Consider the following 25,411-nt stretch of genomic DNA (forward strand, 5'->3'; position numbering starts at 1 on the left):
TTGTTATTCTAATCCCGTCTGGAAAAGTTAAACAATTAGCGGCGGGAAACGACCGATCACGAATATTTGAGGAGGGGCATGATGTCTTTCAAGACAGAATACGAATTCGAATTGCCAAGAGGATACGTGGACGAGAACGGCAATCTCCACCGCAGGGGCACGATGCGTCTTGCGACCGCGGCCGACGAAATTCTTCCGATGAGGGATCAGCGCGTTCAACAAAATCCCGGTTACTTGACGATCATTCTGCTGGCCCGCGTCGTAACGAAGCTGGGCGATCTGCGCGCGGTCGATACGAAAACGATCGAGAAGCTGTTCACGGCGGATCTCGCTTTCCTGCAGAATCTGTATCGCGAGGTCAACGAGACGGAGAAGCTCACGGTAAAGGCCATGTGTCCGAAATGCGAGCATGAGCACGAGGTCGATATTTCTTTTTTGTCCGAGATGGAAGGGGCTTAAGCCTGTACCCGGAAGAGAAGCTTTACGAGGAGACGGGATTTATAGCTTACTACTTCCATTGGACGCATGACGAGATTATGAACATGGAGCATAAGGAACGGCGCAAGTGGTGCGAGGAAATTTCAAGAATCAACCGGAAGACGAATGACGAGCCTGCCGCGAAGAACAATCCGTTCGACGTGTTCAAGAAGAGGTGATAGGCAGTGGCGAATAAATCGGATCAAGCGAGAGCATACGTCGTCGGGGCGTATCGCTTCATGGTGGAATTGGACGGAATGCTGGTCGCCGGATTTTCCGAGGTGAGCGGGTTGAATTCGGAGCTCGAGCTTCAAGAAGTGGCCGAAGGCGGACTTAATCAATATACGCATCGGCTGCCGGGCAGGGTCAGGCTGGAGCCATTGGTTCTCAAGCGCGGGATGACCACGACCAACGAGCTTTGGAGCTGGTACTCGGACGTAATGAGAGGCGTAATCCAGCGCAAGAGCGGGTCGATCATACTCTATAACGAGAAGGACCAAGAATTTCGCCGTTGGAATTTCTACGATGCTTATCCGACCAAGTGGAGCGGGGCGGACTTGAGGGCATCCAGCAGCGAGATCGCGGTCGAATACGTCGAACTCACGCATAACGGCTTTAAGGCCAGGTAGTCGGAGAGGGGGAATTGAGGATGCGGTCCATTCGGCTTTCCGATGCGAATTTTGCTGACAACGTGATAGGGAAGTTCGGTTGGTCCATCGGACAGTCCTCGAACCGCCCGGGCATGATGGTGCATCGAACGGAGAGCAGGCCGGGCTCCTTCGCGGCCGCGCCGCTCCATGTCGACGTGCACATTCGGCAGATTCGATCCATGCTGCAGATGCATAGCCTTAACGTGAAGCAAACGATCGAACAGCGGATGATGGCCGAGAACCGGATTACCGAGCGCCTGATCCTAAGGGAAATCAGGGAGATCGTCGTGCCGGGGCAAGCGACGAGAAGCGAGCGTCAAGCGGAAATCCGGTCGGCGCAGATCAAGAATGACCGTATGGAGCGGCTAACGGAGCGTTCTACGGATCGGTCGGCGGATCGAACGGGGCTGCTTCCTGCACAGGAGTCTATTGAGCGACAGATCGAACGCCAGATTGAGCGTCAGATCGATAGTCAGATTGTACATCGTGCCGAGCTTCGGCCGGATGCTCCCTTGGAACGTCATGTCGAGCGCCAGGCGGAGCGGTCAGCGCCACCCGAAGGACGCGTTTCGGATGCCGGGATGTCGAGAGATATGCGGGAGAACCCGAAGTCCGAAACGGATAAGAAGGCGCAACCGGATTCGAAACGGCAAGCCGGGCTGCCGGAACGGCAAGTTCGAGACAACGATCGTCAAGCAGAACGTCAAGGCAAGCGTAGCGTAAACGATCACGCCGAGCGGGAAGTCGAGCAGCAAGTCGAGCGTCGGATCGAACAGCAAGTCGAACGTCAGGTCGAAGAGCAAGTCGAGCGTCAGGTAGAGCGGCAAGTCGAACGTCAAATCGAAGAGCAAGTCGAACGTCAGGTCGAGCGGCAAGTCGAGCGTCAGGTCGAAGAGCAAGTCGAGCGTCAGGTCGAGCGGCAAGTCGAACGTCAGGTCGAACGTCGGATTGAGCAGCAAATCGAGCTCGAAATCGAGAAGCGACTGCGGCAAGCGGATCCGCTTGACGAGCAGCGTGCATTTGGGAATGCGGCGCGGGACCCTCGCCTTCAGAGGGCCGGAGGTACGACTAGCCCCTCGCAGGTTCGAGATCGGTCCACCGGTAGATGGTTGCCCATCGTCCGCGAGCTGCGTAGCAAATATACTGAAGCGTTCTATTCGTCATCGTTGCCGAGGGCATTCCTTGCCCAACGCGAAATAGCCGTTACGCTTCAACGAATTAACCAATCGATTCGAATGCAAACATGGCGGACCCAGCCCGAGACACAACCGCTGAGCTCCCCTGAATATAGAACGCTTTCCGGTCTCGCTATCGTTCATCGACAGCTCCCGTCGTTACAGCAAACCATGCTGCAAAGAAGAGCCGAGATAGAAGAGATGAGGCAATGGATTTCGAATATGCGCGATACGGCGCAATACGGCAGCAGCAAGCCCGCGTCATCCGGGAAGTTGGAGAAGGCTGCCGAATTAATCGGCAACGCCGACAAGAGTTCTCGTCGATCCGTCAATCGGGGCGTGCCGGATTCCCATCCCGTGCAAGCTTTGATCCAGCGCTTGCTGCCGGCAGCGGTACAATCGGCGCTGGGGCTTCAGCCAAGCCAAAGGCCTAACGAATTCATCAATCGTGCTATTTTGCATCGGAGCAGCCCGAGTATTCAACTCAGGAACGCTTCGGGTTCTTGGCGAGTAACGGAGAAGATCGTTCGCGAAATTCGAGAAAATAGAGCGGTCATCGACGCCGTCAACGGTGCGGCCGTAAAGCCGAGCGAAACAGCTCAACCAGACAGGCCAGGGAGTTCAATCCCGCGGCCGGGAGAAGCGCTTGCCCGACAGACGGCCAGGCTTCGGGCGGCAGAATCGGATGCAGGGCCAGAGGCTGTTCGGGAAATTCGTCGCACCGGAACGCGGGATAGGAACGAGAGCGGTGAGATTGTTCATGTACAAGCCGAGAATCGCGCCTATCTAACGGAGAGGCTCGTGCGGCATTTGCGACAGGAACAACGGATGTACGAGCATCACCTCCAACAGCCAACGATCGTTGTTGGGAACGCGGCGAAGAACAAATGGCTGACGCGGGCAAGCGTCTCTCGTTTCGACGGGAATCGCAGCGGTTCCCGCAGCAATGGCATGATTCACGGCAATCCTGTCTTGAGGCGAGGCAACAATAACGCCTTGCCAAGCGATAAGGCCATCGACATAAGCCGCCAGACCGGCGGCAACGTGTCGGCGAGCATGGCCGTACAGCCGATCCGGGCACTTAGGCTTCCAAGCCAACCCGATCATGCGAGCCCTGAACGGACGATAGCCATGGCCCATGTCGGTGCCAATGAGAAGCTTATCGTTCCAGCGAGTTCTATCCAACCGGATCGACTCGGCAGACGTTCCGATCCGATGAACGTGGTCCAACGATTAAACGCGAACAAGACGACCACCATTCGTCAAGTCGACCGTGTGAATAACGTAAGCAATTATTTCGTTAACCATACCTTCACGAGTACGATGACCAATAAAATTGCCGGTAATGCTACCCAGAGAGTTACCGACAGAAATACCAGCATAAATACCCGCAGAGATACGAGCAGCGAAATCAATAAAAATATAGCAAGAGATACCAACAGAATTACCGCAACAAATGCCAATCGGGATATCGCCGTTCCAGTCCACCCAAGTAATCGCGTTACCAACGAAAACCAAGCCAATCAAGTCATTAGTCATCTCAGCAACAACATTAACAAAAACAGCAACAACTACATCAAAAACATCAAAAACATCAACAACACTATCAACAATAATCTCAGCAAGATCAACAACGCCACCGGTAACATCATCAGCAACATCGCCAGTACCATCAACAATGCTGCCGGAAACATCATCAACAACGCTACCAATAACATCATCAACAATGCTGCCGGTAATATCATCAGCAACGTTACCAATAACATCATCAACAATGCTACCAATAACATCATCGGCAACGTTACCAGTAACTTCATTAGAAACGTCATGAGCAGCGCCAACAACCATTTGGCTCGGCCAATCGTTCGGCCTGCGCTGCAAGAGCATCGTCAAGTTCGGAGAGTTTCCGCAGCATCGGGCGACGGAACTCGGCAGAATCAAGAGCAGGACAAGTCGAATGCGCCGGAATCGAACGGGCGGCAACCTTCCGACGCGACACGGCATGCATCTGCGCCGCAGGCAGCGCAGCGAAGCGCGGAACAAAGTCGCGCCGCGACCGTGATCCATGCCGCCCGGAGCCATGCAACGGAACGCCGCATCGTGGAGGATCGCACGACGCAGCTCCAGCCAACGCGCACGGAGACGGCGCACGTCCATTTGCGGCTAGGTCAGCAAGCCGCCACGCGAATGGCGGGGCTGGCTCGACAAGCAAGCGCGCACCGGATTTCGAATACGCAATCGATGAAGCTTACGAACGCGTCCCGTAAGCAAGCGGAGACGTCGAGCGGGCAGGTGCCGAACAGACCCGGCAAGCAGCCGTCCGAGGGACTCCTGGGGGGTAGGCGAATCGCCGGCTTGCCTGCTTCGGGCCGGAGGAACGACGAACTCGTACAGGCGGTTTCCGGCCTGAACCGTTCGGGCGCGCATGCAGGAAGTCCCGCGAGAATCACGGAGGACGGCATGGCGGCAGGCAGCCCGTCCCTTATCATCTCGTCTGCCAGAACGCCGTCCGTTCAATCGGCTTCCTCCGCGTCTCGTCAAGCGGTGAATCCGTCGCCCGTTACCATGGACGTTCCCGTCAAGGCGTCCGTCCGGCACGTGCACGAAGAGCCGGTGATTCGTTCCTTGGAGGTTGCGATCAAGACGATCGAGCAGGATCTGAACCTGGCGAAGGAAGAGCTGGCGAAGCCGAAGCTGGACGTGAACCGGCTAGCCGACCAAATGTATAAAGAATTCTCGAAGCGAATGCGGCAGGAGCGGCAGCGCAAAGGAATCTAATCCCCGGAGGTGAAGAAGGTTGGCACTTAAGAAAGCTATGATTCTCGTTCATCGCGGCCCCGTTACCGACCGCGTGGACGTCTTGTTCAATCCAAGCGAATATGAGCTCGATTCTTCCAACCAGTACTCGTGGAAGACGATTCCCGGGCTCTCCCAGCCGATCCCTCATTTCGTCAGCGGCGAAGCGACGACGCTGACGATGGATCTCTTCTTCGATTCTTACGAAGCGCAGACGGATGTCCGCAAGCATACGATGAAAATCGTCGGCTTGCTGGACGTGGACAAGGATCTTCATGCGCCGCCGCTCTGCAAATTCGTGTGGGGCTCCTTGCAATTCAAGGGCGTCGTCGAGAAGGTAGCTCAGAAATACACGATGTTTCTCGATTCCGGCATTCCGGTCCGGGCTACCCTGGCGGTTACCTTCCGCGAGGTTCAGAGCGTCAAGGAGCAATACAAGAACATTCCGCGCCAATCCGCGGACCGAACGAAACAACGGACGATCAAGCAAGGCGATCAGCTATGGCAGATCGCGGCCGAAGAATACGAGGATCCGGGATTGTGGCGAGAGATCGCCCGCGCCAACGGAATCGTGAATCTGAAGCAGCTGGAGCCGGGGTCCGTGATCAAGATTCCACGATTGTACGGATGAGGTGAGAATGAACGGCGATGTCTACCATTAAACTAGGAACCGACACTTATACGTTCGATGATCTGGAGCAGAAGTACCGGAGTTTTATCGCGCCTGCCTATAAGGTATTGGTGGACAGCGCGGACCTGGGCCGGGAGGGCATGGCGCTCACGGACATTTCCGTCGAGACGACCGTTGCCGACAAGTCGGATGTCGTTCGTTTTACGATCAATAACGCTTACGATCTCGTTAAACGGGATTTCGAGTGGATCAATACGAACGTGAAGCTCGGCAGTACGCTGGAAGTTCAACTTGGCTACACGGACCGGCTGACGCCCGTCTTCTTCGGATACGTCACTGCGATCAACGTCGTCTTCCCCAGGGACGGTACCCCGCAATTGTCGATTACGGGCATGGATCTGTCATTCAAGATGATGAGAGGCCGGGGGGTCCGAAGCTACGTCGACTTGAAAATCTCGGATATCGTGAAGCAGATCGGGACGGAATACGGAGCGGTGAGCTTCGTTATCGACGAGACGAAGGTGAAATGCCCGACGTTCGTCAAGAAGCCGGATAACGACTATCATTTCCTTCATGAGCTGGCCCGGACGATGAACTACGAGTTCTTTATCGTCGGCAAGACGCTTTATTTTCGCGAAAAAAACAAGAATAAGTCCCCGTTGATGACGCTCTCCTGGGGGAAGACGCTCATCCAGTTCAACGTCGAGATGAATATCGCCGAACAGGTATCCAAGGTCGTGGTCCGAAGCTGGGATGCAAAGGAAGGCAAAGTAAACGTCGGCACGTCCGGCCCGATCAACAAGATCGGAACCAATACGAAGACGGGTTCGGACGTGCTGAACGCGCTGCTGAGCAACGCGTTCGAAGAGAATCTCTACGTGAACACGGTGGATAAGCAGGATGCCCAGATCAAAGCGGATGCGGCGATGGAGGAGCGCGCGATGAAGTTGGTTACCGGTGACGGGGAATGCATCGGGCTGCCCGAGATCCGAGCGGGGCGGTTCATCCAACTGGAGGGGCTGGGAAGCCGTTTGAATCAGCCCTATTATATCGTCAGCGCGACGCATACGATCGACGAGTCCGGATATATTACTCAATTCCAGGTCGAAGGAAACGCGGTGTAGCGATGAATGAGATGTTCGATTCTTTTAACAAGATGAACGATATGATGCTGGGGCTCGTGAACGGCGTCTATATCGGAATCGTGACGGACAACAAGGATCCGGAGAAGTACGGCCGCGTGAAATTGACCATCCCCGTATTCGACGAGCAGAAGACGACGGGCTGGGCGCGCGTGGCGACGATGATGGCCGGCAAGGATCGGGGGACGCTCTTCGTTCCCGAGGTCGGGGACGAAGTGGTCGTTGCCTTCCAGATGGGCGATCTCCGATATCCGATCGTCATCGGCAGCATGTGGAACAACAAGAGTCTTCCGCCCGCCGGCAAGGACGACAAGAATAACATACGCAAGATCGCTTCCAGGGCCGGCCACGAGTTCAGCTTCGACGACACGGAAGGCGACGGCAAGATCACGGTGAAGACCAAGAAGGGGCATTCGCTCGAAGTGTTGGACAAGTCCGACACGATTACCCTGAAGGAATCGAACGGGCAGAGCACCATTACGATCAAGGGCGGGTCGAGCAACGAGATCAAGGTCGTGAGCGGCGAGACGAAGATTACCATCAATAACAAAGGCGATATCGAGATCAGCAGCCTCAAGAGCCTGAAGCTGAAATCGGCGCAGATCACCGTCGAGGCGACCGCCACGATGGATCTGAAGGCAGGAGCCGCGCTCAACATCAAGACGGACGGCATGCTGACGTTGAAAGGCTCCATGGTCAAAATCAATTGATTTTGGTCCGGTAGGTTCGTTAAGGAGGACACCATGTCGAAGGAATTTTTGGGCCGAGGTTGGAAATTCCCGATCGAGGTCGACGAGGCGACGGGGCGCATCAAGCAGAGCGAGCACGAGGACAACATCGCGGAGGCCATTCGAACCATCATCTGGACGTCCAAAGGCGAACGCCTGATGCGCCCGGATTTCGGCTGCGGAATCGACCGTTATTTGTTCGAGACCAATGACGATACGACGCTGCGATTGGTCGAAGCCGAGGTGGAAGAAGCGATTCGGATGTGGGAACCGCGCGTGCACGAGATCGAAGTGCTGGCGGAGAGGGATGCCAATGACGAATCGAAGCTGCTGCTTCACGTGAAGTACGAAGTCAGAACGACGAACAACTTGTTTAACCAGGTATATCCTTTCTATCTGTACGAGGGATCAAATTAATTGCCATCGGAGAGAGTCGAATGACCAACTTAAGCTCGGGCAGGGGGCCGTTATCCAATCCTCCGGCGATCGATACACGCGATCGGGAACAGCTGATCGAACAAATGAAACGATTGGCGCCTCATTATACGCCAGAGTGGAGATTTCGCCCGGAGGATCCCGACCCGGGGACGGCGCTCTCCCTTCTGTTCGCGCATTTGCTCTCGGGGAACATCGAGAGGCTGAACCAGGTGCCGGGCAAAAGCTTCCTGGCCTTCCTTAATCGCTTCCACGTGGAGCTGGCCCAGGCGAAGCCGGCGCTTGCGCAGATTACGTTCCAATTGACGGAAGGGACGCCGGAGCCGGTGTATATCGATCGCGGGGTCCAATTAGCGGCCTCCGTCCCAGGCGAGGACAGGCCGATACTATTCGAGACGGCCTCTCCGATCCTGCTGACGTCGGCTCGGATTACGGACGCGTTGACGGTAAGTCCGCGCCTGGATCGCATCGTTCATCTCATGCAAGACGGCGCCATGGAGCGGCTTCCTGGCGAGGGACGCGGGACGGCGCTGTTCGGCCCTGAAGGCGACAACCTGCAGGAGCATGCCATGTATCTCCGGCACGACTATCTCTTCCTGCTCCGTAATCCCGCTTTGCTGGAATTCACCGTCTTCCATTCCCGCAACGGGCAGGCCGTCGACGAGTCCGTGCAACTGCTCACCGATCCCGGCAAGGTGCGCTGGGAATATTACAGCGGCGGTCAGTGGGTCGAGTTCAACCGCGCGTACGGATCGGGAGCGACCATTCGCCTGATTAAGTTTACGAATCAACCGATCGATCCGTACGATTATAACGGAATGCCCGGCCGGTGGATTCGATGCCGGGCCGTTTCAATGGAAGAGCAGTCGGGTTCCATCGCCCTAAGCAAGGTTCAGTTGGATCGGCTGCGCATGAAGAGCGAATACGCTTCCCCTAGCAAGGAAGACGGCATTCGTCCGGACCGCCTGTACTTCAATGACGTTCAGTTAAACGACGAGGAAGCCTGTTTGCCGTTCGGGGATTTCTTCGCTCTATTCGGACTTTTCTATTTATCCAGCGAAGAAGTGCTCTCCAAGCGAGGGGCGACCGTAACGCTGCTGTTCGATGCGGAGATTCTCCAGCATAAGCTCATTCCGGACCAGCCCGTTCAAATCAATTGGAAGCCTATCATGAAGCGGCACGAGATGGAGAAGACGGAGAGCTATGATCCGGTCACGGTAGCCACGATTCAGTGGGAATATTGGAACGGCTACTCGTGGGCGTTGCTGCCGATCGACGCGAGCGCCCAGAAGCTGTTCAGCGTGCCTTGGGAAGGGCGGCAGGCGAAGGAGATGACGTTCGTCGTTCCGGAGAATCTTGCGCCGATTTCCGTGAACGCGGAGGAGAATTATTGGATTCGCGGACGCATCGTTCAAATTCTGAACGCATACTCGCCGAAAGCGATCTATTATTCGCCGGTCGTGTCCGGCTTAAAGATGCGGTTCGGATACGGGCAACCGGAGCGTTCCCCGCAGCGACTGTTCATTCAGAACAACATGGAGATCAAGGAACGAACCGGCGAGGCGCAGCTGGGAAGCGATGTCTTCCGGCCTTTCATCGCGCTCGAAGGACGTTATCCGGCCGTCTGGTTCGCTTTCGACGCGCCTCCGGAACGCGGGCCGATTCATCTCTATCTGCAGCTGGTCGAGCGGCGGGTCGCGGAAGACGATATTCCCTTCATGGAATGGGAGTACTTGAAGAAGAAGGGGTCATCGTCCAGCTGGGCGCCGTTGCCTACTGCCGACGACACGAACGGATTTACGCGAAGCGGAGACTTGCAGTTCGTCGGTCCTCGCGATTATGCGGTCGGCGAGTTCTTCGGAATGAGCCGGTATTGGATCCGGGCCGTTAACCGGGACGGCCGTTACGACAAGCCGTCGGAAGAGAAGAACGTGCCGCGGGCGTTAAACATGGCGTTGAACACCGCGCTTGCCATCCAGCAAGAGACGATTCGGGGCGAGCTGCCTCAACGCGTCGAAGAGCACGATACTTTCGAAGAGCAGGTCGTCGAGCGTTACGTTTTGGCGGAGAAGCCGGTCTTATCCGAGGAAGTCTGGGTAGACGAGACCGGCAACATTTCGAAGGATGAACTGGAAGCGCTGGAGAGGGAAGACGGTCTTGTCGACGTGGTGCGGGATTCGGAGAAGGAGCTGTTGCGCGTATGGGTCCGTTATCGCGCCGTCGACCAATTCCTGCGATCCGGTCCGAAGGACCGGCATTATCGCATCGACCGCGCGACGGGCAGCATCAGCTTCGGAAACGGCAAGGAAGGGAAGAAGCCGCCCCATCTCGGGGATGATTCCGTACGCGTCACCTATGCGGCCGGAGGGGGCAAGCGCGGAAACGTTCCGGCAGGCGCGATCAGCGTTCTGCAAGATGCCATCGCCTACGTGGATCGCGTTTGGAATCCGTTCGCGGCGGCGGGAGGCTGCGACCTGGGGACAGTGGAGGAAGCGACCATTCGCGGACCGAAGCTGTTCAATCATCGCAACCGCGCGGTGACGGCGGAGGACTTCGAATGGCTGACCCGGGAAGCGCATCCGAACGTGGCCAAGGTGAAATGCCTTCCGAACCTGAACGCTAAGCTCGCAAGGGAGCCGGGAGCCGTGTCCATCGTCGTTTATCCCAAGTCGGGCGTGGGAAGCGGCGCGCATTTCCAAGAGCTGAAGCGAACGGTCGAAGCCAGCCTGATGGCAAAAGCGGCGTCGAGCATCGCGTTTCCAAGCAACCTGCAAATCATCGAGCCCGCCTTGCTGCAAATCGGCGTTCAAGCGACCGTATGGGTCAATAGCATGGATGACGTCGTCCCGGTAGAACGCGAGATCATGCGCAAGCTGGACGGGTTTCTTGATCCGATCACGGGGAATGCCGACGGCCATGGGTGGGAAATCGGAAGAATCATTCACCATTCCATGTTCTATACGCTGGTCAAGTCCGTCGGGCCCGTCATGCATATTCCCCAACTCGCCTTGGAGATCTACAAAGTAGAGAACGGGGAACGCGCGGAATGGAACGCGGACCGGATCTCGGAAATTCCGCATGGCATCTTCGTCCCGGGAGAGCACCGCATCTCGGTCGAAGTGAAGAAATAAGGGGGAAGCCGCATGTTGCCTTTGCCTAATCTAGACGATCGCACCTTCCGCGACTTGCTGCGCGAAGCGCGCGATTTGATTCCGGCCATCTATCCGGCTTGGACGGACGAGAACGAGCATGACCCCGGAATCACGCTCCTGGAATTGCTCGCCTGGCATATCGAGATGCAGCAATTCCAGCTCGACCGGGTGACGGCCAGCCACGAACGCAAATATTTGAAGCTGTTAGGGGAGGCTCCCAGAGACCGCGCCCCGGCGACAACCTCGGTCAGCTTCTCCAAGGCGCTCAAGCAGCTTCGCTTGCCCTATGGAACGCTGCTTCGGGTAGGAGAGCTTCCGTTCGAGACCGTTCGGCCGCTCACGATACTGCCGGATACGTCGAGACGGATATACGTACATACCGAAGATGGCACGACGGAAATAACGGACGACTTCGAATCCGGCAGCGCCCCGTTCTACCCCTTCGGATTGAAGGCCAGTGTCGGATCGAGCATGGTCATCGAATTCACGGCGTCTTTGCCCGAAGCGGCGCCGCTGTCGCTATGGTTCCAATTGAACAATCAGGAACCGGATCACCGCATCCCCGCCAGGTACCGGCATTTTACGCCATCCGGCCGAGTGGAATGGGTGTATTGGGACGAAGGCGGCGAGTCGGCCGGCGGTTGGAAGCCGATCGCTATGGAGCGTGACGAATCGTACGGGTTCCACCAGAGCGGTCCGATCCTGTTCGAGATTCCGCTCGGGGCCGGCAACGTGCATCGCATCAAGGCGCAATTGGTTGCCGGGGAATACAGCGACCCGCCCTGCATACAACGATTGATGTGGAACGAAGTGTTCGTGAAGCAGGGCCGGACGTTAATCGTCTCGGAGAACTTCGACGGATCGCAGGCCGCCCGTCAACCGCTTCCGTTAGCGCATGCTTTGTTCCATAGCGGGCATGTGTTTGTTCAATTCCAGCGGAAGGACGGCGGGTGGATCGACGTGAGCGAGGCGTCCTTCGCTGTTCAGCGCGGGGACGGGCAAGCTTCTCTTGTGTTCGACGAGCAAGTCGTCCTGCCGAACGATGAGCGCAGCATTCGGGTCATCGCGACGTCCTCCGAGTTCGGCGACCGGATGTACTTGGGAAGCGGCACCGGCATTTCCGGGCAAACCTACTCGCTGCCGATTCTTCCGATGCTTCCCGATCAATTCGGCTTGCAAGTGGGATGGAGCCGGGACGGCGGGTCGGAGATCGTCTGGCAGGATTGGCGGAGGGTACAGGACTTCGATGAATCCCATTCCGGAAGCTTCGACTTCGTGATCGACGAAGAGGAGGGCGTCGTTCGATTCTCTGACGGGGTATACGGAGCGGTTCCTCCTTCGTCGGCCGTTCCGAATATACGGATTACGGGTTACCGAAGCGGCGTCGGAGAGGACGGCAACATCAAGGCCGTGGCCATCAACGAAATCGACGAAGACTTAACCGTGCAGGTGACGAATTTATATCCCGCTTACGGCGGATCGGAGCCCGAGACGCTGAAGGAAGCGATGCAGCGTGCCAGGTTTGCCGTTCTGGAGCCGAAGTGCGGCGTCACGGCCGAGGATCTGGAGGCGCGTGTGAAGGAAATCCCCGGTCTGCGGATCGCCAGGACGAAGGCGATTCCCGGTTATAAAACTTCTCTGACGAATTTTCCGGCGGAGCGGTCCTTCAGCGATATCTCGATCGTGGTCGTTCCCTACAGCATCCGGAGCTGGCCGAAGCCGACGGAAGGCATGATGGAGACCGTGCGCCGTCATCTCGAGCCGTACCGGTTGCTCACCACCAAGCTGCATATTATCCCGCCGGAGTACGTCAAGGTCACGGTAAGGGCGGTCATCGTCGTCGAGCCTCGCTATGAAGGAAGAGAGCATGAGGTGAAGGCGATGCTGTCCGAGTGGCTGCAGCCCTACGGCAAAGATTCGCTTCATGGCTGGGAGTTCGGCAAGCCGATATACAAAAGCGAAATTTACGAATTGATTCATAAGGTTCCGGGCATTCGTTACATACAGGACGTGTGGCTCATGGCGGACGGCAAGGGCGTCCATCGCGAGGAAGGCGGCGACATTCGCATCCCTCCGAACGGTTTGGTCGTATCCGGCGATCACGAAATCGAATATGTTACGTCATTCTGACAGGAGGAGCGCTAGCGTTGAGCGAACCTAAGTTTTTCTCATTCCGGCAGCCTCCCGACTGGAGGCGAGGCACCGGCAGTCAACTGGCAACGGTCAAGGACGGCATTACGATTGAGAGGGAATATGTTTACCGGCATGCCAGCAGGCATCCGCTTCTGTATCCCGAGCTGGCGCCTCCGATCGCGGAAGCCGAAGCGGACGGCGACGGGCGGTGGTTCCTGCTCGACGGCAACGGCGTTATCTGGCGAACGGATCTATCCAGCCACTATATCGAACGAATCGCGCAGACGGACAAATCCCAGTCAGGCCATTCGGCGCTGTTTACCGCAACCCGCGATTCCGTCATCGTCATGCTGCCGGATATTGCGACGACGATCCAAGCGGTCGCGATCGAGAACTCCCAAATCAGATGGTCCCGGGCGGATTGGAACCAAGAGCCGTTCTTCGGGGCGCTGATTACGGCGGACGGGGCGGGCGGCTTCCTGGTGCTGGCCAATCTAAGCGGCCGGAGCGAGGTTTATCTACTTCGCTATAACGGTTCTGGAGATGCCATCGGTTCGATTCTCCTACCGATAGAGGAAGGCTTGGACTTGTCTTCGGTTCCGAGGGGACGTTTCGAGATCGCTATAGGAAGCGACCAGCAGGGATGGCTATTGGATAAAGAAACGAATGCGCTCATTCGGCTGCAGCTGCAGGAGAACAGTGCTTCCTACGCGCGTATTCCCGATGAAGCGGGCAAGCTCGTATCGATTTGCGGCGACGGTCAAGGTCTCCTGTGGGGCTTGTTGGACGCCGAGACGAATGCGGGCGCTCCTACGCTCGTTCGCTTTCACCCGAATGGCGAAATCGTCGAACGCGGGTATGCGGGGAACGAAGGAGGAGATCGGCTATTCTTCGGCAAGGACGCGCTGTTCCTGTTGGATTCGGCGAACCGCTGCATTCACGTCGTTCGTTCCGTCTCGGAGACGGCGATCTGGGGAGCGTTAAACAGAAGGCTGGGGATCTGGCTCAGCGACGGGCTCGACAGCGGTTGGGAAGAGACCGAGTGGCACAAAATCGTCATGGGCAGCAGCCAAGAGATCGATACGCAGATTATCGTCCGCTGTTACGCTTCGGATAGCAAAGAGGTCGTGCTGGGGCGGGAGAAAGTGGACCTCGATGCCTATATCGCGGATCCGGATATCTTGATGGAGATGAAGCTGAACGCGTTGTCCGGGTTATGGTCCAAGCCGTTAGCCGACCCGCAGGATGCGTTGCTCTTCAAGCTCAAGGGGCGTTACCTTTGGGTGTATCTGGAGTTGATCGGCTCGGAGAGCCATGCGCCCGTCGTGCACAGCCTGGAGGTTCATTTTCCAAGAAGCACGTACCTGGAATACTTACCTGCGATCTATCAACGTCATGAGCCCAGCAGGGACTTCCTCGCCCGCTATCTTAGTTTATTCCAGACGATCATGGACGAGACGGACCGGCGGGTGTCGCAAGTCACGCGGGTGTTCGACGCCGAGGGCGCGGACGGCCGTTCGTTGCGATGGCTGCTCGGCTGGCTGGGCATCGACGGCGAGGATTATTGGACGGAGGAGCAGTTGAGGAAGCTTCTGAAGCACGCTCACGTTCTCTATAATTTGCGCGGCACGAAGACGGCGATGGAACTTTTGATCTCCATCTATACCGGCGAGAAACCGATTATTCTGGAATACGAGCAAGTGAAGCCGCTTAAGGAGAACCCGGAGATGGGAGAAGTCGCGGAGCGGTTGTACGCGGCCGACCCGCACGTATTCAACGTTCTGGTCAAATCGGAGCATGCCGATACGGAGATGAAGCGGGTATCCTTGCTGCATCTGATAGACGACTTCAAGCCCGCGTTCGCAACGTGCAAGCTGGTCGTGCTTCAGCCGTGGGTCTATATGGACCTTCACTCTTATCTGGGCATGAATACCGTATTGTCCGAACCGACGCTGCTGACCTTGGACGGCAAGTCGTCCATGCCCCATCACACCATTACGATCGACTTGGGACAAGATAACCGCATGGATCAACATACGAAGCTCGGTTTGGATTCTCGTTTGGAATAAGGAAGGGAGAGGGGATTAAGGATGAACAGATCACGGTATATTCCATTTGAGAGGAACCGTTACTTCTACGGCAAGCTGCTGACCGTGCGGGATTTCATGTCGGAGCAAACGTATGCTTCCGATAAGCGGAGGCTCACGAATCGCCTGTTGCACGGAAGCGGGGTCGTGTCCGGCTTGCAGGTCGTGGCCGTCGACGACAAGTCGATCTCGATCGAGACGGGAGCCGCGCTCGACCAATTGGGGCGCGAGATAATCGTTCCATCTCCGGTAACGGTCAAGCTGTCCCAGTTGGACGGATTCACGAACAACGAGTATGCCAAAAACGTCTATCTCTGCATTACCTACGACGAGAAAGGCAAAGAGCCGGTCCATACCGTTGCGGGAGCGGGGGGACGCGACGGCGACATCAGCGAGCATAATCGCATTCTGGAGAGTTACCGGCTCTTCATCAGCGAGCAATCGCCGGCGCCGAGCATGCAGGAGTACGATCATCTGATCGAAGACACGGCGATTTGTTACGGAGACGCGCAAGTCAGAGTGCTCCAGACGGTTCCGCGTTACTTGGAGCCCGGGCAAGCGTTCGACCTGCGCATCACGATCGAGAAGAACCTGCAAACCTCGCATGTCGCGTTCGAATACGAGCCGGAATGGAGCGGCTTCGAACCCGCCGAATCGTTGCCGGACGGCAAGATTCGATTCACCGAACCGACGGACGGAGAGCAAACGGTCTATAACCGTACGATTCGGGTTCGAGCGCTTCCTATGGAGCCGGGAGAGATTCGGGCGGTTCGTTCGATAAGCGCGAAGCCCGGCACCGCGCGTCTGGTCGTGGGAGACAAGCTGATCTACGAGCTGTCGCGCATACAGCAAACGATCGAGATCAGCGAAGAAGCCGCGGAGAAGCGCATGATTCGTTCCTTCTATGCGAGATCGCTCGATCGGGCATTGGAATCGCCGGCGGACCCTTGCGTGCACTTGGCCAAGATCAACCTGCTGCAGATGGGCGCTACCTATGTCATTGACAGCGTAGATCCGCTGCCGTTGCAAGATTACGTGATGAACGCGACGATGCTTTACAAGATTCTGTTAGCCCAAGGAAGCATCGCCAGGCAAGCGGAAGCAGCTCCGGTTATCGCGGAGCCAAGCCCTGCCGTCGCTCTTCAAGCGGAGGGAGCGTTCCCGGATCTTCAAGAAGAGTTCAGGTTGTTCGAGGGTGCCAAGGAGGAGAGCGAGAAGGAAGAGCAAGCGATGTCCGGAGTCGCCGAGATCTCCATTATTCCTCCGCCGAAGAAGTGGTACCAAAGACGCGAGAGAAGCTTCTATTCCGAGGAGATCAAGCACGGCTTCGGCGGCGGACCGGTCTACATCACGGCAGGCTTGTCCGACGAGCGGGACGAGAGCGCGGTTATCGTGCCCGAGATTTGGAATCGCAGCGATGCGGTTTATTACGGCGATCAAGCGGTCTTCGGCAAGAGCGAGCATGCTTCCGAGCTCCCGAAGGTGACCATCGCATTGGTATACTACCCGAAGAAGGGCACTTTCCGCATTGGCATAAAGGTGCACGGCAAGACGGAACGCACGCGTCTGCGCATTCGCTGGTGGGCGCTGCGGACGACGGACCTTCCGGCGGAGACGGACGGCGACGCGGCTCAGGAGCTTGCGCGGGGCCGGCAGGAGGCCGCGGCGGCACGGGCTTAACGGTGTTGCGGTTGCGCGTCAGCGCATTCGCATTCGAATTGGAAGCGGCGCGAAGCCGGGACGAAGAGACGAATGCCCGAACGAGGGGATGACGATTCCGAATGCCGTCGAAAAAATATGCCATGCAGGGGAAGATCCCCCGCATGGCATATTGGTCGTGGCCGTAGTTGTCAGCATGGTTCCTATTCCGAGACAATCGTGGCACTAATCGGTTTCTTCGCTGTCGTACCCGTACTATTCGTATCGAATCGATAGATAAGCTTGTCCTGAACGAAGGTCGAGGAAGCAGTAAGCTCGACCAGAACGGTGGTCGATTGCTCGGCCTTGGCTTGGGCGGACAGATCTTGATACAAACGCTCGAGGACGGGGCCGTTGCCGATCTGAACCTCTTGCACGGCAGCATCCCCGGAGCCGGATGGATCCATTTCGACGACAAACGACAGCTTCATCTCCGGGTACTTCACGAGAAGGGACGGCGATTCTTCCGGCGATGCATCCGCTTCGCCCGGCAACGCTCCGGAAGCGTCCGCCCCGTCCACCGCGTTCGGATCATCGGCCAAGCCCGCATCAGCGCTCGTGGTAACCGCGAGCGAAGCGACATCCGCGGCATCCGAGACGGGAGCGTGCAACACTTCGACGCTGGTCGATTTGCCGAGCAACTCCTCCAGACGGACGGCACTCAATCCGAGGAAGGCGGAAGGATTCAATTCCCCCTTCGCGAAGTAGCCCTTATAGGTCACGCTGCCGTCGTCTTTGTACCACGTGCCGAGGCCGTCGAGCTTGCCGTTCGCGAAGGAGCCTTGATATTCCAACGCTCCCTCCGCGTTATACTGCTGGCCTTGCCCATGGTACTTGCCGCCGGCGAACGCTCCCTTGTAAACGAGCAATCCGGCGTCTCCGTAGAGCTCGCCCTCTCCTTGATAGTTGCCGTTCAGGAAGCCGCCTGTATAGATCATCGTGCCAGTAGACGAGTACAGGGTTCCGTTTCCGCTAAAGAGCCCGGCCAAGAAGTCTCCCTCGTACTTGACGTTGCCGCTCTCGAAAAATTCGGAACCCGCGCCGGAAGGCTTGCCGTTGACGAATGCGCCGCTATATTGCACCACCCCGTCAGCGAACAACTTCTTGCCCGTTCCGTCGTATTTGCCCGCCAGGAACCCGCCCTGATAAATCATGGCGCCAGTGGCGTCATATGCCGTCCCATCGCCGTTAAACCCTCCGTTCGCATAGCCGCCTTCGTACAGCAGCTTGCCCGACTCGGAGTAACTGCTCCCCGCCCCGTTCGGGCTGCCGGACATGAACTCGCCCTGGTACGAGACGTTGCCGTTCGGATAATAGAGCCTGCCTTGTCCCTGATAAACATTGTCGGCGAATAGACCCGAGTAAATCAGTCGGCCATCTTCATCGTAGCGGCTGCCATCGGTGATCATGCCGCCCGCGAACGTGCCTTGTTCCTTAAGAACGCCGTTCTCCCAGTAGAGCTTGCCTTCGCCGTCGTATTGCCCATCGGCCAGCTTGCCTTTGAATAAGAGGTTGCCGCTCGCGTCTTTGACCTTGGCATCGCCGGTATAGGTACCTGCTTGACCGTCTGCCGCTACCGTGAACGATGGCGTGCGGTGGAACATCTTGTTGATAAACTTCGGTGGCCGGATAAAGAGGAAGAAGTAGAGGATGAGGATAATCAGGACAACGATGACGATCAGTTTCTTGGAGACGTAAGTATCGCCGAATCTCCAGTAACTGTCCTTCGTGATCTCTTTCTGTCCGAGTATGGACTTAATGAATCTCTTCAGAAATTTGGCGAGAAGCTTCGGCCAATTCTTCAGCCGCTTGAGCGGCATCAAGAATTTCTTGATAACCGGAGTAACGTAAGGTTTTATAAGTTTCTCAATCAAGAATTTCGACTCCTTCAGGGAACTTGAACCGTTACTTGACCCGGATTAACGATTTGGATGACGCCGCCCCAATTGCACATGCACTTGGAGGAATTGTTGAGGGCGGGGAAGGTTCCGACCATGACGGTCGGCGACCCGGGAGCCCAAGGCGCCGCGGTGACGGGAACGCAGGGCATCGGAGTGAGCACGCCGAATGCCGCGGCCGTCGCGGAAGCGACCGTCGGATTAGCCAGCGATTGGCACATGCCGAAGGGAAGGATATTCACCATGGGCTTGCTATCCATAATGTTAGCGTAAGGCAACGACTGGATAACCCGATTGGCGGGCATGACCATCAATGCGCCGGGCGCCAATCCAAAACTGCATTGTAGGCTTGCGCCGGCGCAAACGAATTGTCCCATAGGAACTCCTTTTAAGTGACATTTATTAACTTTATTCTACTAAATCTATCAGGATTCATCAATAAATGCGAGGCAATAAACACAAAACCCTGGATTTATAGTACTATAGGAACTAGAGGATGAAACTGGTAATTGAGCGGAGAACAGGGGAAATGCAATGCGCGTTTATCGGAAAATAATCGTTTTGGCGATGTGCCTGTTCCTGGGAGGAACGATCGTCGAGGCGGACAAGGCGCCCGAAGCGCCGGCTCAAGCCGGCGGCGAATTGTTCGCAGCATATATATATGCCTCGCAGCGGGTCGGCATCTGGACGGATTATGCAGCCGCGATCGCAAGCGAGGGCAAGTCGATCGAGGTGAAGCGTCAATTCGGCTTGGTCTCCGCGGAAGAGGCTCAGACCTGGACGGACCGTAAGACGGAAGCGAACCGTCAGCTCCAGCTGGCGAAGCAGCTCAGGGATTCGGCGTCCGCTAAGTTGGCGAGCGGCTATCCATGGAGCGCCGGCGCCTTGGCCGGCACGCCGCAAGCGGCTGCGGTTCAAGCGGATGCCAAGCTGGCAGCATCGCTGCAGCAAGCCCTGCAAAGTCAGAAGAAGGCGAAGGGCGAGGTCGAATCCGCGGCTTGGATGTTCAAGTCGGGTTTAGCGGATTCCCTTCTGCTGCTGGGCAAAGAAGACAGTTACAAGCAAGCGAACCTGGCGGCGACAGCTGCTAAAGAAACCTATACGCAGTCTATCCTCGCAAGTTACGCGGCCGCCAATGCTTCTCCCATGAAAGTTTCCGCTCTGATGGCGGCACTGAAACGAGGACCAATCCCCGCGCTGGCCGGCGAATGGCTGAGCGCGCTATCTCCTTATCTGAAGCCGCTGCTAGCGAAGTCGAAGATTTCCTATCCGATCAAGAACGGGGAAGTCGGCATCCCCCTGAGGCTGATCGCGGAAGAGCTCGGTTATCGAGTCATGTCGGACAAGACCGCGGACCGCATTCAACTGACGCGATCATCGAATAGCATCGTTATCTATCCCAAGCAGCAGCGAATGACCAAGAACGAGCGGCAATATCCGCTTGCCGAAGCGCTTTTCACGCAAAACAACATTACCTACGTACCCTTATCCTTCTTATGCGATGCATTTGGTTTAGAGGCCGTTTGGCGCGATGCGGATCAGCAGGTGCTTAGGATATCCCCGATAATTGGGAAGGACGGGTCGTCTTGAAGGTAAAATTCACAACATTGCTTCTGGCCGTTGTCGCCATAGCGGTCTCGCTTGGGGTATTTCGCGACTATTGGACGTTGAATCCGTTTAAGAACGAAGCCGGTTATACGAATATCTCCCGCGTCACGACGGATCGGGACGGAGCGATCTATACGATTACCGATTCGAAGAAAGTGATTCGGAAAGTCGATGCGTCCGGGAAGCTCTTGTATTCCGTGACGAGCGACCTGGATTCCACCCCGAACGCGATCAAGCTGTTCGGCAGCGTGACGGCAGACGATGAAGGCAATGCTTATGCGCTGGTGACGATCCTGGACTCGTTCGGCTTGCATGTGTTCGGCGAGCGCATCGTCAAGATCTCTCCGGACGGGTCGAAGAAGAGCACGATCTACGCCGTGGATTATCAGGCATCGGACAATCTGCTGCGGGTCGGCAATATTCAATCGCTCTCGGCCAAAGACGGCGCGCTTTACTTCTTCCGCAAGGAAGCGCATGCCGCGTCGCTGTTGAAGCTGACGACGACCGGCTCCGCGGATCGGGGCCAAAAGCCCGAGGTTCTCCGGACCGTCGAGATGTCGGAGAATCGCTACTTGAACGAATTGACCGGCAACGACGAGAAGCGTTTCTTCTATACGACCAAACGCGGACGCCTGTTCGAAGTGAACGAGGGGAATTCCGTTAAGCTCTACCCGCAGACCTCGGATTTGCTGCTGAATTTCCCGGTGAGCATCGTAAGCGGCGGGGATTATGTCTATTTTATCGATTATCACGATGCCGCGGTCAAGAGGATGAGCCTCGTCAAGCCGGAGGCGCCTGCGGAGTCCGTCTTGCCTTTCGCTCGATTGGCGAGCGTATCCGACAAGGAGGAGTGGTCGGACTTCACGAGCATTTACGTCTCGGATACCGCGGTTACGGTCGCAACGGGCGATCAGTTGATCCAGTTGACGCTGAAAGGGGAGATTCTCTCCTATAAGACCGGCTATCACTATCCGAAGCTGGCGATATGGCTGAAGCTCGGTTATTGGGCGCTGATCGCGGCGATGGGCGTTCTGCTGCCGATGCTGGTTCGCTTCGTATACGTGCATCTTCTACGCCGGAAATTGTTCCTGTTATTGAAGCAATTAGCGATCATCATTCCGGTCGTCCTCTTATTCATGGGGGGCTTGTCCTATTCGGTGTATACGTCCTTCTCCGGCGAAATCAAGAAGAACACGGAGAGTCAGCTGAAGCTGCTGGCCGGCAACGGCAAGTACCTCGTGAACGGAGATAATCTAGAGAAGCTGAACGCTCCCTCGGACTTCATGAGCGAGGATTATCAAACGATCAAGGAACGGCTTAACGGGGTGTTCTCGCAGGACGGGGAGAGCCGCGACGGCTTGTACAACACGATTTATCGCTATGTGGACGGTCAGTTGTATATCCTCATGGACGATGACGATAGCGTGACGATGTACCAACCGTTCCCGATCAGCGAGGATAACTTGCCCGTCTTGAAAGAGGGGAAGGTCGTGTCCGGCGAATGGGAAGACTCCACGGGGCAGTGGATGTACGCGCTCGGACCGCTCTATAACGCCAAGGGCGACATTATCGGCATCTACGAGACTGGCAAAGACATGACCGGGATCAGCAAGAGCACGTCCGCGTTAGTCATCAAGATCCTGAAGATCATCGCGTTGATCGGAGGCGTGCTCCTGATCGTCATAACCCTCATGACGGTCTACCTCTTGTCTTCCATTAATAAGCTGAGACGCAGCGTTAACCTGATCGCCAGCGGGGAATGGGACGTCAAGGTTCAGATTCGCACGCGGGACGAGGTCGAGGAATTAGGCGAACGTTTCAACATGATGGCAAGCTCGATTCGCCAGTATATCCAGGAGATGACGAAGCTTAGCAATGCGTACTTCCGATTCGTTCCGCAACAATTCCTGAAGGTGCTGGGCAAAAAGAACATGACGCAGATTAGACTCGGGGAGCAAACGAATCGGCGGATGACGATGCTGGTCTGCAATACGCGCAGCTTCTCGGCGTTCTCGAAGACGCTCTCCACGGACGAGAACTTCCGATTCATTAATTCTTTCCTTAAGGAATTCGGCCCGGCTATTCGCGAATATGGCGGCTTTACGAGTCGCTACCTTGGCCCGGGGATGCTCGCGATGTTTCCGAATGAACCCGAAGAGGCGCTGAAGGCGGCGATGAAGCTGCGAGCGACGCTGGAAACGTACAATGTTCATCGGCAGCATTCGGGCTATGAGCCGATTAACATCGGCGTCGCGGTTCACACGGCGGACGTCATGATCGGTATCATCGGCGAGGAACAGCGCTTGGAGGGCAGCGTCGTATCCACGGACGTGGAACTGACGTTGGAACTCGAGAAGCTGTCTGCCAAGCTTGGCGTGAACGTCTTATTGTCCGAGAATTCCATTCGTTCGCTCAAGATGCCGCCGCAAGGCGCTTATCGTAAGCTGGGTTCTTTTCAGTTGGCGGAAGAGAGCTCCACGATCGAACTGTACGATGTGTTCGAAGGGGATCCGGAGCATATTCGCAAGCTTAAGCAGGAGACGAAGCAGTCGTTCGAGCGTGCGGTGGAGTTGTTCCGGAGCGGGCGTTTCTACGATGCCAGGGAAGTGTTCGTATCCGTGGTGAAGCGGAATCGTTACGATCTGGCCGCGAAGCTGTACTTCTTCGAATGCGATCGGTATTTCCAAGAAGGCGTCTCCGAAGAGTGGAACAACGCGCTTAAGATTTCTTGATAGGGGGAGGGCTGGCCATGAAGTCGAACGCCTTGGAGCAAGGTGCCGTGCAGTTGAACATCAAGACGGTGAAGAGCGGGACGGAGGCGGGAAGGGTATCGGACTTCCTGCTCGGCGATGCTTGCTTCGACGATCAACGTTTCACGCCGGGCGAGACGGAACAGCTTCGATGGCTGCCCATGCGAAGCTTGCAGGAGAATCACGTGAATTGCTGGTACACGGAGGAGAACGGCGAGGTGATCTCCGCCATCGTCTTCGTCGAGAACGAGCATCGAAGCGGAGGCTACCGCCTCGATTACTTCGGCGTTCATCGCGAGTACCGTCACCGCAAGTTTGGCTGGCAATTGATGGACGCCATGTTTACCTATTGTACGTCGCAGCGCGGGAGGTATATCGAGACGTTTACCTGCGATCTGCCGGAATACGCGAGCGCACGCAAGATGTTCGAACGCAACGGTTTTATCTTCATGTGCCATCTGCCGGATTACTATTATCCTGGCGAGGGCAAGCTGCTCTACATCAAGACGTTGGCGGATGCCGCCACGAGCTGAGCGTCGGAAATCCACAGTAGATCGTTTGCAAACGAATCATCAATCGCCGTGCAGCCTTAGGGCTCCGGCGTTTTTTTGCATGCCCAGTAATGACGCGGCTTTAGACGTCTATACAAAAAGCGAAGTACAAAAAGCGGATTTTATGAAAGTTCGCGTTAAAGTATTGGAGTATTGAGAGTAACAATAGCCGACCTTATCGCTCCACCACGGCCTCCGCCTCGATCTCCACCAGCAGCAGCGGATCGATCAAGGCCTTCACCTCCACCATCGTCGCCACGGGCTGAATGTCATGGAAGAACTCCCCGTGCGCGCGTCCGATCTCTTCCCACTTGGAGATATCCGTCACGAACATGCGCGTGCGTACGACATGGGACATGTCCGCGCCCAGTTCCCGCAGCGCCTTCTCGATCGTTTGCAGCGCGAACTTCGCTTGCGCGTACGGATCGCCGACGCCGACGACTTCGCCGTCCTTCACAGCCGTCGTGCCTGCGACCTCTATGCGGTTCCCAACGCGAATCGCGCGGCAGTAGCCGACCAGCGGCTCCCAAGGCGAGCCCGTAAAAACGTGTTTCTTTTCCATGCGATCCCCTCCCGTCGATCCTTCTAAGCTTTATTATACCGAACGCGACGGGCGATGTATCGGGACCATTGCTTCATTTCCGCGCTTATGATAAATTAGGTAACACCTAAATTTATTAAGCAATGCCTAATATCTTGTCCGAAGAGGAGGTCCGACATGCTGGCATGGATGCTGCGTCAAATCATGGCGGAACGGGAGATTTGGTCCGGTGCCGCACTGGGCCGGCTGCTCAAGGAAAAGGCCGGCTACGAACTGTCCGCGCCGTCGATCAGCGCGCTGCTGAGCGCGCCGCCGAAGCAGATCAAGGCCGAGACGATGGATGCGTTATGCACGGCGCTCGCTTGCACGCCAAGCGACTTATGGGTGCATACGCCGACGCATACAAGAGGCGCTTAACATACACAGAGAGGGAGTATCGTACCATGGCCGAGAAAATCATCCTCCCGTTCGGGGATCCGGTATTGCGGAAGATCGCCAAGCCCGTCGAGGACGTCAATCCGAGAATCATCAAGCTGCTGGCCGATCTGGCCGATACGTTATACGCTGCGGAAGGAAGGGCAGGGCTTGCCGCGCCCCAGATCGGCATTTTGCGCCGGGTCGTCGTCATGGACGTCGGGGACGGCTTGATCGAGCTCATCAATCCGATCATCATCGAGTCGTCCGGCGAACAAATCGGCGCAGAGGCCTGCTTATCCTATCCCGGCTATCGGGGACTGGTGACGCGGGCGCAAACGGTCAAGGTGAGCACGCTGACGCGAGCCGGCGACACGATTGTACTGGAGGCGGAAGGTTTCCGTGCGATCTGCATGCAGCATGAGATCGATCATTTGAACGGAGTCCTGTTCATCGATCATGTGAAGGAACCGTACGTGGTGCATGAGGAGACCGGGCATCGGGTTCGCGTGATGGATGCGCAGAAGCTGAGCAGACCCATGTAA

General features: G+C 56.6%; 22 protein-coding genes. 17 read left to right on the forward strand and 5 right to left on the reverse strand.

The features are described 5' to 3' along the window. Positions 1 to 81 precede the first annotated feature (81 nt). From GT003_RS05940 to GT003_RS05950, 3 genes are read left to right on the forward strand one after another with little or no spacing between them, the layout of a single operon-like run. On the forward strand, positions 82 to 459 hold the full coding sequence (locus GT003_RS05940) for a phage tail assembly protein (protein ID WP_161695452.1): 378 nt from the start codon (positions 82 to 84) through the stop codon (positions 457 to 459). Between the two features lie 2 nt (positions 460 to 461). Continuing rightward, positions 462 to 656: a DUF6760 family protein gene (locus GT003_RS32995; protein WP_161696181.1), complete on the forward strand. Its 195-nt coding sequence runs from the start codon at positions 462 to 464 to the stop codon at positions 654 to 656. Between the two features lie 6 nt (positions 657 to 662). After that, positions 663 to 1,106, forward strand: coding sequence for a phage tail protein (locus GT003_RS05950; protein WP_161695454.1), 444 nt, complete (start codon positions 663 to 665; stop codon positions 1,104 to 1,106). Between the two features lie 566 nt (positions 1,107 to 1,672). Here GT003_RS05950 and GT003_RS05955 read toward each other — a convergent pair. Continuing rightward, entirely contained in the window at positions 1,673 to 2,119 is a 447-nt protein-coding gene (locus tag GT003_RS05955) for a hypothetical protein (RefSeq protein ID WP_161695456.1), read from the reverse strand. 1,416 nt (positions 2,120 to 3,535) lie between these two features. Beyond that, positions 3,536 to 4,195: a hypothetical protein gene (locus tag GT003_RS05960; RefSeq protein ID WP_161695458.1), complete on the reverse strand. Its 660-nt coding sequence runs from the start codon at positions 4,193 to 4,195 to the stop codon at positions 3,536 to 3,538. Positions 4,196 to 4,402: 207 nt separating this feature from the next. Here GT003_RS05960 and GT003_RS05965 point away from each other — a divergent pair, with 207 nt between their 5' ends. The 9 genes from GT003_RS05965 to GT003_RS06005 are packed head-to-tail and all read left to right on the forward strand — an operon-like array spanning position 4,403 to position 17,086. Next, complete coding sequence (locus tag GT003_RS05965; protein ID WP_161695460.1) at positions 4,403 to 5,080, forward strand: hypothetical protein; 678 nt, start codon at positions 4,403 to 4,405, stop codon at positions 5,078 to 5,080. A 19-nt stretch (positions 5,081 to 5,099) separates the two neighbouring features. After that, positions 5,100 to 5,729 carry a CIS tube protein gene (locus GT003_RS05970; protein WP_204798961.1) on the forward strand — a complete coding sequence of 210 codons (630 nt, stop codon included), beginning with the start codon at positions 5,100 to 5,102 and terminating at the stop codon, positions 5,727 to 5,729. Between the two features lie 17 nt (positions 5,730 to 5,746). Beyond that, positions 5,747 to 6,853, forward strand: a complete 1,107-nt coding sequence (locus tag GT003_RS05975) for a phage late control D family protein (RefSeq protein ID WP_161695462.1) — start codon at positions 5,747 to 5,749, stop codon at positions 6,851 to 6,853. Positions 6,854 to 6,855: 2 nt separating this feature from the next. Then, on the forward strand, positions 6,856 to 7,581 hold the full coding sequence (locus tag GT003_RS05980; RefSeq protein ID WP_161695464.1) for a phage baseplate assembly protein V: 726 nt from the start codon (positions 6,856 to 6,858) through the stop codon (positions 7,579 to 7,581). Positions 7,582 to 7,614: 33 nt separating this feature from the next. Further along, positions 7,615 to 8,016: a GPW/gp25 family protein gene (locus GT003_RS05985; RefSeq protein ID WP_161695466.1), complete on the forward strand. Its 402-nt coding sequence runs from the start codon at positions 7,615 to 7,617 to the stop codon at positions 8,014 to 8,016. Positions 8,017 to 8,036: 20 nt separating this feature from the next. Then, the gene (locus GT003_RS05990) at positions 8,037 to 11,165 is read left to right on the forward strand and encodes a baseplate J/gp47 family protein (RefSeq protein WP_161695468.1); all 3,129 of its coding nucleotides are present in this window, start codon (positions 8,037 to 8,039) and stop codon (positions 11,163 to 11,165) included. 12 nt (positions 11,166 to 11,177) lie between these two features. Next, entirely contained in the window at positions 11,178 to 13,316 is a 2,139-nt protein-coding gene (locus GT003_RS05995) for a putative baseplate assembly protein (protein ID WP_161695470.1), read from the forward strand. Between the two features lie 17 nt (positions 13,317 to 13,333). Continuing rightward, complete coding sequence (locus GT003_RS06000; protein ID WP_161695472.1) at positions 13,334 to 15,388, forward strand: phage tail protein; 2,055 nt, start codon at positions 13,334 to 13,336, stop codon at positions 15,386 to 15,388. Positions 15,389 to 15,409: 21 nt separating this feature from the next. Continuing rightward, positions 15,410 to 17,086: a hypothetical protein gene (locus tag GT003_RS06005; RefSeq protein ID WP_161695474.1), complete on the forward strand. Its 1,677-nt coding sequence runs from the start codon at positions 15,410 to 15,412 to the stop codon at positions 17,084 to 17,086. Positions 17,087 to 17,268: 182 nt separating this feature from the next. Here GT003_RS06005 and GT003_RS06010 read toward each other — a convergent pair whose 3' ends face one another. Both GT003_RS06010 and GT003_RS06015 read right to left on the reverse strand, forming a co-directional pair. After that, positions 17,269 to 18,978 (reverse strand): MORN repeat-containing protein, encoded by a 1,710-nt coding sequence (locus tag GT003_RS06010; protein WP_161695476.1) that lies wholly within the window; start codon positions 18,976 to 18,978, stop codon positions 17,269 to 17,271. A gap of 14 nt (positions 18,979 to 18,992) precedes the next feature. Then, a complete protein-coding gene (locus GT003_RS06015) occupies positions 18,993 to 19,379 on the reverse strand; it encodes a DUF4280 domain-containing protein (RefSeq protein ID WP_161695478.1) in 387 nt (128 codons plus the stop codon). Positions 19,380 to 19,536: 157 nt separating this feature from the next. Here GT003_RS06015 and GT003_RS06020 point away from each other — a divergent pair, with 157 nt between their 5' ends. The 3 genes from GT003_RS06020 to GT003_RS06030 are packed head-to-tail and all read left to right on the forward strand — an operon-like array spanning position 19,537 to position 23,893. Then, the gene (locus tag GT003_RS06020; protein ID WP_161695480.1) at positions 19,537 to 20,592 is read left to right on the forward strand and encodes a copper amine oxidase N-terminal domain-containing protein; all 1,056 of its coding nucleotides are present in this window, start codon (positions 19,537 to 19,539) and stop codon (positions 20,590 to 20,592) included. Further along, positions 20,589 to 23,342 carry a HAMP domain-containing protein gene (locus GT003_RS06025; protein ID WP_161695482.1) on the forward strand — a complete coding sequence of 918 codons (2,754 nt, stop codon included), beginning with the start codon at positions 20,589 to 20,591 and terminating at the stop codon, positions 23,340 to 23,342. The genes GT003_RS06020 and GT003_RS06025 overlap by 4 nt, the downstream gene beginning before the upstream one ends. A 17-nt stretch (positions 23,343 to 23,359) precedes the next feature. Beyond that, a complete protein-coding gene (locus GT003_RS06030; RefSeq protein WP_161695484.1) occupies positions 23,360 to 23,893 on the forward strand; it encodes a GNAT family N-acetyltransferase in 534 nt (177 codons plus the stop codon). A 193-nt stretch (positions 23,894 to 24,086) separates the two neighbouring features. Here GT003_RS06030 and GT003_RS06035 read toward each other — a convergent pair whose 3' ends face one another. Further along, complete coding sequence (locus GT003_RS06035) at positions 24,087 to 24,473, reverse strand: RidA family protein (protein ID WP_161695486.1); 387 nt, start codon at positions 24,471 to 24,473, stop codon at positions 24,087 to 24,089. Positions 24,474 to 24,629: 156 nt separating this feature from the next. Between GT003_RS06035 and GT003_RS06040 the strand changes: the two genes are divergently transcribed. Beyond that, complete coding sequence (locus tag GT003_RS06040; RefSeq protein ID WP_161695488.1) at positions 24,630 to 24,869, forward strand: helix-turn-helix domain-containing protein; 240 nt, start codon at positions 24,630 to 24,632, stop codon at positions 24,867 to 24,869. A 26-nt stretch (positions 24,870 to 24,895) separates the two neighbouring features. Beyond that, the gene (def, locus tag GT003_RS06045) at positions 24,896 to 25,411 is read left to right on the forward strand and encodes a peptide deformylase (protein WP_161695490.1); all 516 of its coding nucleotides are present in this window, start codon (positions 24,896 to 24,898) and stop codon (positions 25,409 to 25,411) included.

Origin of the sequence: Paenibacillus sacheonensis, assembly GCF_009909195.1 — a bacterium.
GTDB classification, from domain to species: domain Bacteria; phylum Bacillota; class Bacilli; order Paenibacillales; family Paenibacillaceae; genus Paenibacillus_Z; species Paenibacillus_Z sacheonensis.

What these genes read in the sequence shown, in the direction of transcription:
- GT003_RS05940 (WP_161695452.1), top strand. Translation starts at nt 82, where the DNA reads ATGTCTTTCAAGACAGAATACGAATTCGAATTGCCAAGAGGATACGTG.
- GT003_RS05975 (WP_161695462.1), top strand. Translation starts at nt 5,747, where the DNA reads ATGTCTACCATTAAACTAGGAACCGACACTTATACGTTCGATGATCTG.
- GT003_RS05980 (WP_161695464.1), top strand. Translation starts at nt 6,856, where the DNA reads ATGAATGAGATGTTCGATTCTTTTAACAAGATGAACGATATGATGCTG.
- GT003_RS05985 (WP_161695466.1), top strand. Translation starts at nt 7,615, where the DNA reads ATGTCGAAGGAATTTTTGGGCCGAGGTTGGAAATTCCCGATCGAGGTC.
- GT003_RS05990 (WP_161695468.1), top strand. Translation starts at nt 8,037, where the DNA reads ATGACCAACTTAAGCTCGGGCAGGGGGCCGTTATCCAATCCTCCGGCG.
- GT003_RS05995 (WP_161695470.1), top strand. Translation starts at nt 11,178, where the DNA reads ATGTTGCCTTTGCCTAATCTAGACGATCGCACCTTCCGCGACTTGCTG.
- GT003_RS06005 (WP_161695474.1), top strand. Translation starts at nt 15,410, where the DNA reads ATGAACAGATCACGGTATATTCCATTTGAGAGGAACCGTTACTTCTAC.
- GT003_RS06015 (WP_161695478.1), bottom strand. Translation starts at nt 19,379, where the DNA reads ATGGGACAATTCGTTTGCGCCGGCGCAAGCCTACAATGCAGTTTTGGA.
- GT003_RS06020 (WP_161695480.1), top strand. Translation starts at nt 19,537, where the DNA reads ATGCGCGTTTATCGGAAAATAATCGTTTTGGCGATGTGCCTGTTCCTG.
- GT003_RS06030 (WP_161695484.1), top strand. Translation starts at nt 23,360, where the DNA reads ATGAAGTCGAACGCCTTGGAGCAAGGTGCCGTGCAGTTGAACATCAAG.
- GT003_RS06035 (WP_161695486.1), bottom strand. Translation starts at nt 24,473, where the DNA reads ATGGAAAAGAAACACGTTTTTACGGGCTCGCCTTGGGAGCCGCTGGTC.
- GT003_RS06040 (WP_161695488.1), top strand. Translation starts at nt 24,630, where the DNA reads ATGCTGGCATGGATGCTGCGTCAAATCATGGCGGAACGGGAGATTTGG.
- def (WP_161695490.1), top strand. Translation starts at nt 24,896, where the DNA reads ATGGCCGAGAAAATCATCCTCCCGTTCGGGGATCCGGTATTGCGGAAG.